The sequence below is a fragment of the Rothia sp. L_38 genome, from assembly GCF_050689125.1.
Taxonomy (GTDB): Bacteria; Actinomycetota; Actinomycetes; order Actinomycetales; family Micrococcaceae; genus Rothia.
The window spans coordinates 1-12755 of record NZ_JBOEQD010000023.1; the positions used below are offsets into that span (position 1 = coordinate 1).

The following is a 12755-nucleotide window of genomic DNA, read 5'->3' on the forward strand; positions in this document are numbered from 1 at the left end:
CTTAACTCAGGTGGTGCATCACTCAGACCGCGGCTCACAGTATGTTGCTGATGATTACACGCGTGAGCTGATCCAGCTGGGTGTTCAGTTGTCTGTAGGATCTACTGGAGATTCATACGATAATGCTCTGGCTGAGTCGGTGAATGGGGCTTATAAGGCTGAGCTGGTGCGTGGCCGGTTCTTTGGTTCGGTTGCTCAGTTGGAGGCTGCCACGGCGGGTTGGGTGAATTGGTGGAATCAGCGGCGGTTGCATGCGTCTCTTGGTTATCGGACTCCGCAGGAGGTGGTTGATGGTGCGTTAGTCGATGTTGCGTAAAGTATGTGAATCTATTGGGTGGTGAGTGTGACCGAAAGCCAGTACATATCACCCCACCAGTACGAGGGGACTGAACCCAACCATCAAAAGCAGGGCGAGCTACCGCCTTAATCTCTGGCTGGCGCATCACCGCACCCCAATAAAACCGGGTCGGCGGCTCCAAGCCCACGGTGTGCAGGTGGTCAGCGGTGAGCGGTTCACCGCTCAGCAACTTCTCAAGAGCCACAATCTTCACCTCACGGAACCAACGGGCAGCATAAGCATCAGCAACCGGCATTAGAGCACCTCCTGAACATCACCGGACGGCAGCGCGTCAAAAGCAGTTTTACAGTCAGGGCAAACAGCAGTCGCGGTATTCGAGCTAGGGGCTTGCAGCTGTTGAGCACGGTTAAAGCTCCACCCCTGTGCCCCCGTATCACCGCATAACGCAGGTCTGTCACCCTGCCCCTTGGGGACGTAGTGCAGCAGCTCAACCGCCCCCACAGCTACGGCATCTTCTAAGGACTCTGGAAGAACCACACCTATTTCTGGTTTCGCTTCAACCTCTGTGCGTAACCATTCAGTCAGCAGGGCGACAAGCTCGCGCACGTCCTCCACGGTGCCAGCATTCAGACCGGCAGCAACGTAGTATTCTGGTTCCGCTGCACCCAGTTTCCGGGTGATGCTCGCGGTGACGGTTTCCCCCTCAAGTACCCCGCGCTCCCAGAAAGCTAGGGTGTTGTCGCCCTGGTCGATATAGGGGCGGTACCCCATCAGGTCAGCCTTGGAAGATTTTGAACTGGTATCGTAGGTCATACGTGAACCTCTTTCTGTATCATCAGCAGAGCCGCAATTTTCCAGCGGTCTGTTCGGTGGTGGAAGCCCACCATGTAGGGGGCTTTCTGGTTTCGTGACCGGCTGTTGTAGCCGGTGTTTCTGCGAGCGCTCGCGGTGTGACTAGTCGGCAAACTTTCGACACCGTGGGCGCTCTTCTTTTTGTCCTCGTACTCTTCGAGTCTTGCTTTCCTTTCTGTTGGGCTGGCTTGGAGCCAGTCGTAATAATCGCGGGTGCGGGGTGGGGCTGGTCTACGCATCAGGCAGCGCCCTGAGAGTCCTGCATCTGCGCCCGCTCGTAGGCGAGCACATCTGAGAGGTAGAACCGCCAGCTGCGCCCAATACGGAAGCCTTTGGGCAGGTTGCCTTTCATGCGTAGGACGCGGATAGTGTGCAGCGATTTACCCCAGCGCTCTGCGAGGTCAGCATCAGCGAGGATAGGTTCACCGGCGGGAATCGCGGGGGAACCGCATGTAGGGGTGAGTGTCACCAAAACCTCCTTATGTTGATTTATGTATAGGCTTCAACGCCTATGTATCAATCATTGCACCCGATTTCTCGTGATGTCAATACCTGACAACAGGTTCATCGTGTGTGTATTATTTGAGCATGGATACCACCACAGAAATTACAAGCTCAGAGCGTGATGAGGCCGCGTTTCGTGAGTCAGTCATCAAGCTGCGGAAAGAAAAAGGTTGGTCACAAAACAGGCTCGCCAAAGAACTTCAGGACGCAGGGCTAACTGAATACAGGCAAGCAACCGTTGCCCGTCTAGAAAATGGTGAGCGAACGCTCAAACTAGGCGAATCGCGTGTAATTGCCGAAATCTTCGAGACTTCAGTAGAGGAAATGATTAGTCAACCTGGGCTTGCTGATTCCGCCAAAGCCTTCCGCGATATGCGCTCCCTCCAGAACGAAGCGAACAATAACCTAATCTCAGGGGTTGGGCGATACTTGGCAACAAGAGATTTAGCCCTAAGAAAGATAGTTGACTCGGCTCTCCCAAGTGATGCAGCTCTAGATGCTTCAGTAAACAGGGTGCTTGTTAAGTCGTATTTAGAAAGCTTAGAAGCCCTGAAAACAGTTACCAGAACGTCCCTGATGGAACTTGTCAGCGCTGGTATAGAAATATACCTAGAAATCGCTCATAAGGGATGTTTGGATTTAGCTCTCGAAGAAATCGAAAACACAGACCTTAAAAAATTGGTTGCTGAAATTAAAAATTCAGAACACTACCTGAAGCTACTTCCAGAATCAGGCAGAGAATCATAATGGTACGCGCTCCCCTCCCCCTGGGCACACACGGCAACATCACCTACTACGAACAGGCTAACGGGCACTGGCAAGCCCGCGCCCGATACCGCGACTATGACGGCGTAACCCGCACCGTAAAACGCAACGGGCACACCAAAAACGCCGCCATGCTCAACCTCAAAACCCACCTAGCAGAACGCCGCCACGCCAGCGCAACCGCCCACCTCTCCCCCAACTCCACCCTTAAAGACCTCGCAGAAATCTGGTGGGAAGAGTTCCAGACCAAGGGCAAGGCAACCAGCACCCAACACCGCTACCGCTATGACCTAGACCGGCTCATACTCCCGGGCATCGGGCAACTCAAAATTAGAGAATGCACGGTAGGCACCCTCACCAGCTTTCTCAAAGCCGTAAGCCGCAACAACGGGCAGCAGACGGCGCGGGTGGTCAAGAACATTCTCAAGGGCATGTTCGATGTTGCCACAGCCTACGATGCAGCGCCCCGCAACCCCGTCAAAGATGTGACCCTCGCACCGCCCAAGAAGAAAGAGACAAAGGCTCTGGACTATATGGACGCGCTCAAGCTCAAGGGGCTGCTCACTGGTGAGGTGCGGGAAGTCTTGGAAATCATGTTGGGCACCGGGTGCCGTGTTAGCGAAGTGCTTGCCCTGCGGTGGAGGGACTTCGATTTTTCCGCCCCCTCCAAAGTCAGAGTAAGCATCAACGGCACCCTGACCCGTGACGAGAATGGGCACTACTACAGGCAAGACCACCCTAAGAACAAGCGGGCGCGGGCGGCTATTCTCCCGCCGTTCGTTGCACAGATGCTGATTAGGCGGCGTGATACTGAGATACCGGCTCACGCACGCACTACGGCATGGGCAGAGCCTGACATGTTCGTGTTCCCCTCGACTGCTGGCACTCTTCAAGACCCGAACAATTTTCGCCGTAAGTGGCGGGAGCAGGTTAAGGGAACTGATTATGAAGGCGTGACCCCTCACAATATCCGTTCTACGGTGGCGACATTCTTAAACGAAAATGCTGACCTCACCACAGCATCATTACAGCTGGGACATTCTGGCACTGAAATCACAGCACGCCATTATGTGAGACGTGAGGAACTAGCCCCGGACTCTACAGCCATTTTGGAGCTGTATGGGCGTGAGGTTCAGTCTTAAGTAAGAATCTGAAAACGTGCCCAAAACGTGCCCGTCTGACCTATAAAAAAGAAGCCCCTCACCTGTTTTACCAGGTGAGGGGCTTGTTTTGTAGGGCCTGCGGGGCTTGAACCCGCGACCAAGGGATTATGAGTCCCCTGCTCTGACCAGCTGAGCTAAGGCCCCACAGCGCCAGGTTCTAGCGAACTGACACTGTCTCTAAGAATACCCAAAAGGGCAGATGAAGCCAAACCACGGACGTCCGTGCAAGAGAGGCAGAACCTATCTAGCCTGGCCTTGAGCTAAGAATTGGTCGTAGAGCTCATTGGAGCGATAGAGGGATTCGAAAGTCTCCCAGGTTTTCTCAGCGGCATGACGGGCTACCATCTGGTGGGAGCACTCCCCCATGGCCTTGCGCTCTTCAGCGGGCAAGCTCAAGATATCAGCTAGCCGAGCAGCCAGCTCAACGGTATCACCCGGTGTAAAAAGGTAACCGTTGTTTCCCGGGTCCACCAGGTGAGGTAGAGCCAGGGCGTTAGCTAACACCACCGGTTTTGAGGCGCTCATAGCTTCGAGGGTCACAAGCGACTGCAGCTCGGCAGTACCGGGCTGGCAGAATACGTCGGCCCGTAAGTAACCGGCGCGAAGTTCCTCATCGGACACGTACCCCAAGAAACGCACCCGGTCAGCCACACCGCATTCTGCGGCCTTGGCCTGCAAATCAGAAAGAATCTCGCCGGTTCCAGCAATCTCAAGTACAGTCTTCTGCCTTAACTCAGCAGGAAGAAGCGAAAAACCCTCAATGAGCACATCGATATTCTTCTCTACGGCCAGGCGCCCGGCAAAGAAAATACTCAACTCGTCAGCAGCTTTATCGATCACTTCGCCCGGGGCAAGTTCATAATCAGAGCTTTGAATACCGTTTGATACCGGCATAACCGGCCGGCGGAACTTACCGGCGCTTTCCATAGCATCAGCACCGATCTGGGTGGGGGTAGTCACCACAGCAGCCCGGTTGAGCACCCGGCGCATATCAACCCACGACGTCTTAACCACCAGCTCATTACCAGCCTTACCGAACGGTAAGAAGGGGGTGATGTTTTCGGGCATCACGTGGTTTGTAGCAACAACGCGCACACCGCGCTTGGCACCCACACGGGCCAGCACCCGCCCAATGATGTAATGGCACTGAATATGAATAACGTCGGGCTGAATCTCCTGCACCAGACGATCAGCCTCAGCGTAAATCTCCCAGGGAAAGTTCAGGCGCATGTAGGGGTGAGTAATCACCTTGTGGGAGCGCATACGGTGCTCCACGATGCCGTCCACCGTATGACGGCTGGTCACGCCTTTCTCCTGCTTGGGAGCCATCACGTGCACGGTATGGCCGCGTTCGGCCAGAGCGTGGGCGAGACGGGATGAGAACTGAGCGGCCCCATTGATATCGGGCGGGTAAGTATCGGCGCCAATGAGGACGGTCAGAGGCTTATCAGCCATACAGGGGTCCTTTCGAGGTCTCTTCGTTCGGTACCCCACTGACCTTACCGGGTTTTTGGGGCCCGCGCATCAGCCGCGCAGCGGAGTTCGCCTGCCCCCGGCGTCCGCTCTTTCTCTGGGCAGTAAAAAGCCCGCCCCGGCAAGTGGTGCCGGGGCGGGCGTGAGCGCAAGGACGCTTGTGCCGCCTCATCTGAGGCAGGGCGGGTCTTACTTGCGGCGGCTAATGAGCTTGCCGAGGAAGACGAAGAAGGCTCCCAGGGAAGCTGCCAGGGTTGCAAAGGACTTCCAGTGGGCCTGCAGGGTCTCGGGGTTCGAGGCGTTTGCGGCCAGCTTCTTACCGCCGTCAACGGCGGTAGCAGGAGCGTTCTTTGCGGAGGTCTTGGCGTTCTGCACTAGGCCCTGGGCGCCTGCCTGCACGTCGCGTGTGTAGGTCTCGATGTCGTCGCGCAGGGTCTTGAGGTGCTCTCGACGCTGTTTGGTGCGCTGCAAGAGCTGTTCCTTGCTGGGGGCAGGGGTAGCGGGGGTCTGCTGCTCGCCGCTGTCCTTCTTGTCGTCGGTCTTCTGCTCGGCCTTCTTGGCCTCTGCCTTCTCTGCCTGCTCGCGCTTGAGACGCTTTGAGGTCATGGCGGAGCCTTCCTTCAGAACACCCAGGTCGTAGAGCAGACCGAAAATGGCTGATTCAGGCTTGAAGGGCAGCTGAGCCTTAATCATCTTGAAGCCCACGAAGCCAGCAATAGCGGCCAGGAGCAGGAAGAGGACGAACAGAACCAGGGCTGCCGCCCAGTTGGGCATGATAGCTGCCAGGCCAACGTAGGCCAGGATAACCAGGGCGATTGCCATGAAGAGGGCAAAGACCAGGGCTACTGCTGCAACAGCGGCGCCCTTACCCAGGGCGATGCCCTTCTCCTTGACCTCAATCTTAGCAATCTGGATTTCGTCTTTGAGCTGCTTAGGGGCCAGGTTGGTGAGCACCTTGCCTGCGTCAGCCACGTTCGTAACGCTAGCTTTGATGTTGTTGAAGCCAGCGCGCAGACCCTGGGCTCGGCGTGAGCCGTTCAGGTCGTTGGGAGTGGTCATGTGCCACCTCTCTATATGTCGATAAGCGTGCTTGCGTATTACGTGTACCAAATAGTAAGTTTACCGGCTTTTAAGGGCTTGTGGCGACTGCGCCCCGATTTGTGATGCGATTATTGGCTCTTAGTCTTGCGCTGCTTCGAGATGGGCCAGTGCAACCGCAAGATGCATTCGGACGCCCGTGATGAGGGCTTCATCATTAGCGTAGAAACGCGGTGAGTGATTGGGAGCAAAACCGCGCCCGCCATCAACAGGTTCTGGCATAGCACCCGAGCCGAACTTCACGTCCTGCACACCGAGCAGGGCATACATACCGGTGTACCGGTTAATGAACTCAGAGACGTCGTCGTACCCCAGTGACGCTGGCGCTGCAAAGACCTGATCCGGGTCTGCCGCTGCGCTTTCCAAAGCAGGGCGCAAGACTTCAACCGTTTCGGGCGCGTTAACCACACCCGGAATTTGCTGCAAGAACTCAACGGTAGCTGTACAGTCATAGGCTTCTGCAATGTGGGTAGCTGTACGGGAAATCTTAGTGTTGACGGTGTCCATCAGTCCGTCTTTTAGACAGCGCACGGTGCCCCAGAGGGTTACTTTTTCGCCGATGATGTTGAAACGCCCCTGATCTTCAACATGTCCAATGGAAATAGTAAACGCGTCTTTAGCATCTATCTGGCGGTAGATTTGCCCCATGGCGCTGATGATGTCCGCAGCCGCTGGCATCGGATCTCGCCCCGCCCACGGCGATGAACCGTGCACCTGCTCACCGCACACAGTTATCTTGACCATTTCAGATGAAGCGTGCTGCACACCCGAGGCCCATCCCACATAGCCACTTGGTGCAGGAATCACATGCATACCAAAGGCCAGAGTTGGCTGGGGGTCGAGTGAGTCAAAAGCCTCATCAGCTAGCATGTAGGCAGCGCCGCCCTCTTCTTCCACGGGGGCACCCTCTTCAGCTGGCTGGAAAACGAAGTAGATGGTTCCGGCGAGTTCCTCCCGATGCGCTGTGAAGGCACGCGCTGCGCCCAACAGCATGGCGACGTGGCAGTCGTGACCGCAGGCATGGGCAACGGGGAAGGGACCACCGGGGTATTTTTCATCTACTGCTTCAGAGGCATAGGGCAGATCGGTTTCTTCTTTAACGGGCAGGCCGTCCATGTCCGCCCGTAATAGAACAGCCTTTTCTGAGGGGGCACCCCCTCGCAGGGTGGCGATGATTCCGGTTCCGCCGATGTTCTGCTGAATGTCAGTATCTGCGAAGCCCATATCCTTGAGGCGTTCAACAATGTAAGCCGCTGTTTTGGTCTCGCGGTTTGAAAGCTCTGGGTGCTGGTGAAGGTGGTGACGCCAGGTGATGACGTCTTTTTCGTTTCGAGCGGCGGTGGCGTAGAGGTCGTTTAGAAGGTGCTGGTCAGACATTTCTTATTCCTTCATCTATAAACTATGGAACAGTTCACATGCTACGCCTCTTCAGGCAAAGCCACCACCCTGAGTGAACAGAAGACAAGACTTCAGCAAGTGTGGCATTGATTCCCAAATGTAACAGTGGCGTCACCACATAAGGCAGCCAGTACCACAGATGGAGAGCCTAAGCATACAAAAAAGCCCGGCCATAAGACCGGGCTTTCTATTTGCTCCCCCGACTGGACTCGAACCAGTAACCCTTCGATTAACAGTCGAATGCTCTGCCAATTGAGCTACGGGGGAATGTTGTTCGCTTTGTTTCCATCGCTGCAACGAGTAATAACTCTACACAGAGTTTTTGTCGCGCGCAAATCGAGAATGAGTTACCTCAATCACACACTAGTCTTGGCCTTGCATTTTGCTGCGGCGGCGGAGTTCGAGGGTGAGGAGTTGCTGTTGGATGTCTCGGTAGGCTTGGGCATCGCTCTGGGGTGAGAGGCGTTGGAGCTGCATGAGTAGGTCTGATTTTTGTCGGGTGATTTCTTGTTCGAAGAGTCGGTTGAGGATGTCTTGTGAGTAGCGCACCAGTTGGTCGTCGGTGCGGGCTGGGATGGGGGCGACGGTGAGTTCTGCGATGAGGGGGTGGACGGGCTCGGGTGCGTGGGCTCGCACAGTATTGACCCAGGTTGCGCCGGGTTCGGGGGCGATGGTGGAGGCAGCTCCAATGATGCCTTGGGCGATGCCGCTGTGGGCCCGGTAGCGGTAGTGTACGGTGGCGAGTTCCTGCCACTGTTCGAGGGAGAGGTATTGGGGGTATTGCAGCACGATTTCGAGGGCTTCGCGCTCAGTGCGGGCTGCGGGGTCACGCAGGTCGGGTAGGTCGTAGGGATCCTCAGCGGGGGCGGGGGTCTCTTCGGCAGCGGCGCGGGCGGCTCGTTCGGCTTCTGCAGCCTCTGCTCTTTGGCTGGCGGACGCTTGTGGGTTGGCTGCTGCGGCGCTCACGGCTCGTTGGACTTCGGCTGCGTCGAGCCCTAACTGCCCGGATATTTGCCGTACGTAGGCGGGGCGCAGGGCGGCGTCCTTGATTCCGGCGATGATGGGGGCGATGGCGCGCATGCCGCGCACGCGCCCTTCGAGGGTTCCCAGGTCGTAGTTGGCAAGTGTGGCGTCGATGGCGAATTCGAAGAGCGGACGCCGGGAGGCGATGAGGGAGCGTACGGCGGCGTCCCCGCGGGCTAGGCGCAGGTCGCAGGGGTCCATGCCGTCTTTGGCGACGGCGACGAAGGTTTGGGCGACGAACCTCTGGTCTTCTGAGAAAGCAGCCAGGGCTGCTTTCTGGCCGGCGGCATCCCCGTCGAAGGTGAAGATAACTTCGCCGCCGGTGCCGTCGTCGGAGATAAGACGACGGACGATTTTGATGTGGTCGGTGCCGAAGGCGGTGCCGCAGGTGGCTACGGCGGTGTCGATTCCGGCCAGCTGGGCGGCCATGACGTCGGTGTAGCCCTCGACCACCACAATCTGCTTCTTCTTGGCGATGGGGCGCTTGGCCAGATCTAGCCCGTAGAGCACCTGTGATTTTTTATAGAGGGGGGTTTCGGGGGTGTTGAGGTATTTGGGGCCCTGGTCGTCTTCGAAGAGGCGGCGGGCGCCGAAGCCGATGGTTTCGCCGGTGATATTGCGAATGGGCCAGATGATGCGGCCGCGGAAGCGGTCGTAGAGGCCGCGCTGACCTTCTGAGAACATGCCTGTCTCGCGTAGCTCCTCAGTGGTGAAGCCCTTGTTCATCAGGTATTTGAGCAGGTTGTCCCAGCCGCGCGGGGCAAAGCCGACCCCAAATTTTTGGGTGGCAGTCGGGTCAAAGCCACGGGCACCTAAGAACTTCTGAGCCTCCACTGCGGCGGGGGTGTAGAGGTTTTTTTGGAAGAACTCTGCGGCGATTTTGTGGGCATCGAGCAGGCGTTGGCGGCGTCCTACCTCTTCGCGGCTCATGCCGCTTCCTTGCTCGTAGTGAAGCTCGTAGCCGATGCGGGCAGCGAGTTTTTCGACGGTTTCGGTGAAGGAGGTGTGGTCCATTTCCATGAGGAAACTGATCACATCGCCCGATTCGCCACAGCCAAAGCAGTGGTAGGTGCCCATCTGGGGTCGCACGTGGAAGCTCGGGGTGCGTTCATCGTGGAAGGGGCACAGGCCCTTGAAAGAGCCGATGCCGGCGGATTTGAGGGTTACGTACCCTTCGATGATTTCGCGGATGTCGGTGCGGGAGCGCACCTCGTCAATGTCTTCTCGTTTGATTAAGCCTGCCACGGGTTCAATTTTAGTCTGGGCCGTCAAGCCGGTGGGTTTTGGCTTACCACAGCGGTTTATCTCCAACCGCCCAGTGGGTTCCTGTGATTCGTTTGAAGAGGGCGACCGCGGAGCGGTCGGTCAGGCAGGCGACCTGGTCAATTACCAGGCGCAGGCGGGCGGCGTCATCGTTACGGCCAAGTTCTTGCAGGTCTGCGGCAAAAACCGGGTCGAGGTAGCCGGGGTTATCGAAGAGGGCGTGGACTAGAAATTCGAGGATTTCCTGTTGGTTCCCGTCGGTTGTCTGGGCGGCTGCTGCGTCGCGCGGAGCCATGACGAAAGCGGTAGCGATGCCCTTGAGCACGGCGATTTCATGTTCGGTTTCTTCGGGTACGACCAGCTGGGCCCGGTAGCGGGTGAGCGGTTCATCCCCGTAGACATCGCGGGTTGCCAGCATAGCACTGGCAGCAAAACGCCCAATGAGTTTGGAGGTCAGGGCCTTGAAGGAGGCCATCGAGGAGCGGGTGCCTCGCATGTAGGGAACCCAGCGGTTGAGGTTCTCTAACCGGGTCAGGGCCTGATTGAGGGTGGCGTCCTCAACCCCGGGCAGGTACCAGAGGCGGGTTTTGTCGAAAACCTGCTGGCGGGCGTCCGCATTTTTTAGCTCATCAAGCTGCACGTGCCCGCCGAAGACGGCGTCCTCGACGTCGTGCACAGAATATGAGATGTCATCGGCAAGGTCCATAACCTGGGCTTCGATGCACTTTTGAGTCGGTGCGGCACCGGCTTCAGCGGCCCCGGCGCGGAGCCACTCGAAGACGGGTAGGTCATCGGCATAGACACCAAATTTGCGGTTAGGTTTACCATCGGTGCGGACGGGGGCCTGAGCGCGAGTCCAGGGGTACTTGCAGGTTGCATCCAGGGACGCCCGGGTGAGGTTCAGCCCCGCCGACCCGCCGTCGTGTCTAATCACCTTGGGTTCTAGCCGGGTGAGCAGGCGCAGGGTCTGGGCGTTGCCTTCAAAACCACCGGCATCCGCTGCTAGTCGGTCGAGAGCTGTTTCACCGTTGTGCCCAAAGGGCGGGTGGCCCAGGTCGTGGGAGAGGCAGGCGGTATCGACCACATCGGGGTCGCAGCCCAGCATACGCCCCAGCTCGCGGCCAATCTGGGCAACTTCCAGGGAGTGGGTCAGGCGGGTACGCACGAAGTCGTCGGTATCGGGATCAACCACCTGGGTTTTGGCACCGAGACGGCGCAGGGCCGAGGAGTGCAGCACGCGAGCGCGGTCGCGTTCAAAGGGTGAGCGGTAGACGAACTTGTGGTGTTCGGGAACCCAGCGTTCGGCGTCCGCTGCGCTGTAGCCGGGGGTGGGGGCCTGTTCGGGGGTGAAGGTGCTGCTCATGTTTCTCGTCTTTTCTCTGCCGGTTCAATCTAGGCCTAGGATTCCAGTTTAGAGGTCATCGCCCTGGTCGAGGCCGTATTCGGCGGGCCAGGTAACCTCGCCTGAGATAGGCGGGTAGTCGGGGGTGAGGTTAACGAGTTGCAGGGCTTCTGCCAGGGCGGTGGGTTCGATTCCGTCGATGACTGCGCGCACCCCGTGTCGGGCTGCCGGCACGAAATCGAAGCGGCTGTAGTAGGTGGGTTCTCCGAGCACCAGCAGGCTGGTGGGTGCATTGCTGATGTGGGCGGACGCGCGTGCGCGCGCCAGCGCTTCAAAGGTAAGGGCGGTGCCCACTCCCCTGCCCTGATAGTCGGGGTGGACGGCCAGCGGCGCAAGGGCATAGGCGGGCCAGGAGCCTACCCAGCAACGACTGATGAGAACGTAGCCGACGAGGGCACCGGTGGTGGCGTCACGGGCGGTGAGGGAGATTCCCGGCTCCCAGGCGTTGGGGTTGCCGCGCAGGGCATCGACCAGGTCGGCCTCGTAGCTGGTCTCAAAGGCAGCCAGGAGCAGGTCACGAATTTCTGCGGTATCAGCCGGGGTTTCAGGGCTCAGGGTATGGGTGTGCATGTTTTTAAGTCTAGAGGGTGCACCCAGCTCAGTGGGGCGGACGCCGCCTCCTCTCTTCCTGCCCAGAGGCAGGGAAGCGGGGTGCAGCGTCCGCCCACCCCTACCCTTCACAAACCCAGTGCCCATAAGAATCGCGCAGGGCCCACGCCGCTCGTGGGCCCTGCGCGATTCTGGTAAGCACTGTTTACTGGGGCAGCGGCTTCATGGATGCCAGGACGCGGTCAGGCAACATGTGCACACGCGGCGACAGATCTTGGGGTGGGTACGTAGGGTCGATACATTCACGCCAGTACTCGACGTGTTTTTCGTCCAACCAGTGCTCAGACTCAGTAACCTTCTGTTCCAAGCCGGCCTCCCCACGCACCGAATACCAGTACAGGTAATCGGTTCCGTCGAGTGTTTCAGCAAAGATTGTCTCAACATACATGTGCTCAGGCTCTAGTGTTTCTTTGACAGCCTCCATGTTCTCGTTGAGAAAAAACATCCACTCATCAACCTTGCGCCGTTTGCCAGGTTTAACCCGAAACCGGGTCAGTTCAATCTGCATACCGTAATTCTACCAAGGGCGTTTTGGACTTTATGATTACCTCTTCATCCGCGAATGTGCGTTATGCCCGCCTCGCGCCAGCATAAAGAGCGCAACAATAGCAACCGCTGTGACAAGCCCCCAAATTCCGGCAACAGTCCATGAAGCACCGGCAACGACCAAAGCAGGAATAAAGGTAACTGCCAGAATTTCATTCTGATTGAAAATTGAAAGTAAGGCATAGTCTTCGAGAGTGCGAGACTTAAGTTTCGGGTCAACAATACGCAATAGAGCAATGCCCTGAGCTAAAGCGCCTGTAGCCCATCCCCAGGTGAAAATTTGCTTCTCAAACCAGCCCTGGTCAAGCACACGAGGAGCCAGCACCAGCCCGAGTACCAGCAGAAGAACAAGACCCACTGA

At 57.6% G+C, this 12755-nt stretch carries 12 protein-coding genes, 2 tRNA genes and 1 pseudogene; 3 read left to right on the forward strand and 12 right to left on the reverse strand.

The window, feature by feature from the left end; translation table 11 throughout:
• On the forward strand, nt 1-316 hold a 316-nt coding region (locus ACRCJM_RS11745; protein ID WP_431465056.1), incomplete at its 5' end, for a transposase.
• A 276-nt stretch (nt 317-592) separates the two neighbouring features.
• On the opposite strand, the gene ACRCJM_RS11750 is transcribed toward ACRCJM_RS11745, so the two are convergent.
• Both ACRCJM_RS11750 and ACRCJM_RS11755 read right to left on the reverse strand, forming a co-directional pair.
• Entirely contained in the window at nt 593-1111 is a 519-nt protein-coding gene (locus ACRCJM_RS11750) for a hypothetical protein (protein WP_431465057.1), read from the reverse strand.
• A gap of 277 nt (nt 1112-1388) precedes the next feature.
• A complete protein-coding gene (locus tag ACRCJM_RS11755) occupies nt 1389-1619 on the reverse strand; it encodes a helix-turn-helix transcriptional regulator (protein ID WP_431465058.1) in 231 nt (76 codons plus the stop codon).
• Between the two features lie 119 nt (nt 1620-1738).
• Here ACRCJM_RS11755 and ACRCJM_RS11760 point away from each other — a divergent pair, with 119 nt between their 5' ends.
• Complete coding sequence (locus tag ACRCJM_RS11760) at nt 1739-2401, forward strand: helix-turn-helix transcriptional regulator (protein ID WP_431465059.1); 663 nt, start codon at nt 1739-1741, stop codon at nt 2399-2401.
• Nucleotides 2401-3561, forward strand: a complete 1161-nt coding sequence (locus ACRCJM_RS11765) for a tyrosine-type recombinase/integrase (RefSeq protein WP_431465060.1) — start codon at nt 2401-2403, stop codon at nt 3559-3561. Before ACRCJM_RS11760 ends, ACRCJM_RS11765 begins: the two co-directional genes overlap by 1 nt.
• 91 nt (nt 3562-3652) lie before the next feature.
• Here the strand turns inward: ACRCJM_RS11765 and ACRCJM_RS11770 are convergent.
• From ACRCJM_RS11770 to ACRCJM_RS11815, 10 genes and pseudogenes are all read right to left on the reverse strand, one after another.
• A tRNA-Ile gene (locus ACRCJM_RS11770) sits at nt 3653-3726 on the reverse strand.
• Nucleotides 3727-3822: 96 nt separating this feature from the next.
• Complete coding sequence (locus ACRCJM_RS11775) at nt 3823-5037, reverse strand: glycosyltransferase (protein ID WP_431465061.1); 1215 nt, start codon at nt 5035-5037, stop codon at nt 3823-3825.
• 207 nt (nt 5038-5244) lie between these two features.
• Complete coding sequence (locus ACRCJM_RS11780) at nt 5245-6114, reverse strand: phage holin family protein (protein ID WP_431465062.1); 870 nt, start codon at nt 6112-6114, stop codon at nt 5245-5247.
• Between the two features lie 120 nt (nt 6115-6234).
• On the reverse strand, nt 6235-7530 hold the full coding sequence (locus tag ACRCJM_RS11785) for a M20 metallopeptidase family protein (RefSeq protein WP_431465063.1): 1296 nt from the start codon (nt 7528-7530) through the stop codon (nt 6235-6237).
• A 215-nt stretch (nt 7531-7745) separates the two neighbouring features.
• Nucleotides 7746-7818, reverse strand: a tRNA-Asn gene (locus ACRCJM_RS11790).
• Between the two features lie 96 nt (nt 7819-7914).
• The gene (gene dnaG / locus ACRCJM_RS11795; RefSeq protein ID WP_431465064.1) at nt 7915-9819 is read right to left on the reverse strand and encodes a DNA primase; all 1905 of its coding nucleotides are present in this window, start codon (nt 9817-9819) and stop codon (nt 7915-7917) included.
• Between the two features lie 43 nt (nt 9820-9862).
• On the reverse strand, nt 9863-11200 hold the full coding sequence (locus ACRCJM_RS11800) for a deoxyguanosinetriphosphate triphosphohydrolase (RefSeq protein WP_431465065.1): 1338 nt from the start codon (nt 11198-11200) through the stop codon (nt 9863-9865).
• A gap of 48 nt (nt 11201-11248) precedes the next feature.
• Nucleotides 11249-11809: a GNAT family N-acetyltransferase gene (locus ACRCJM_RS11805; protein WP_431465066.1), complete on the reverse strand. Its 561-nt coding sequence runs from the start codon at nt 11807-11809 to the stop codon at nt 11249-11251.
• A gap of 184 nt (nt 11810-11993) precedes the next feature.
• On the reverse strand, nt 11994-12356 hold the full coding sequence (locus tag ACRCJM_RS11810) for a DUF6176 family protein (RefSeq protein WP_431465067.1): 363 nt from the start codon (nt 12354-12356) through the stop codon (nt 11994-11996).
• Nucleotides 12357-12392: 36 nt separating this feature from the next.
• Nucleotides 12393-12755 (reverse strand): annotated as a pseudogene (locus ACRCJM_RS11815) (sodium/glutamate symporter); the annotation flags it as partial.

Bases quoted from the DNA above. Each gene is read 5' to 3' on its own strand.
- ACRCJM_RS11810 (WP_431465067.1), bottom strand. From the start codon at position 12,356: ATGCAGATTGAACTGACCCGGTTTCGGGTTAAACCTGGCAAACGGCGC.
- ACRCJM_RS11800 (WP_431465065.1), bottom strand. From the start codon at position 11,200: ATGAGCAGCACCTTCACCCCCGAACAGGCCCCCACCCCCGGCTACAGC.
- ACRCJM_RS11780 (WP_431465062.1), bottom strand. From the start codon at position 6,114: ATGACCACTCCCAACGACCTGAACGGCTCACGCCGAGCCCAGGGTCTG.
- ACRCJM_RS11765 (WP_431465060.1), top strand. From the start codon at position 2,401: ATGGTACGCGCTCCCCTCCCCCTGGGCACACACGGCAACATCACCTAC.
- ACRCJM_RS11805 (WP_431465066.1), bottom strand. From the start codon at position 11,809: ATGCACACCCATACCCTGAGCCCTGAAACCCCGGCTGATACCGCAGAA.
- ACRCJM_RS11760 (WP_431465059.1), top strand. From the start codon at position 1,739: ATGGATACCACCACAGAAATTACAAGCTCAGAGCGTGATGAGGCCGCG.
- ACRCJM_RS11785 (WP_431465063.1), bottom strand. From the start codon at position 7,530: ATGTCTGACCAGCACCTTCTAAACGACCTCTACGCCACCGCCGCTCGA.
- ACRCJM_RS11750 (WP_431465057.1), bottom strand. From the start codon at position 1,111: ATGACCTACGATACCAGTTCAAAATCTTCCAAGGCTGACCTGATGGGG.
- ACRCJM_RS11775 (WP_431465061.1), bottom strand. From the start codon at position 5,037: ATGGCTGATAAGCCTCTGACCGTCCTCATTGGCGCCGATACTTACCCG.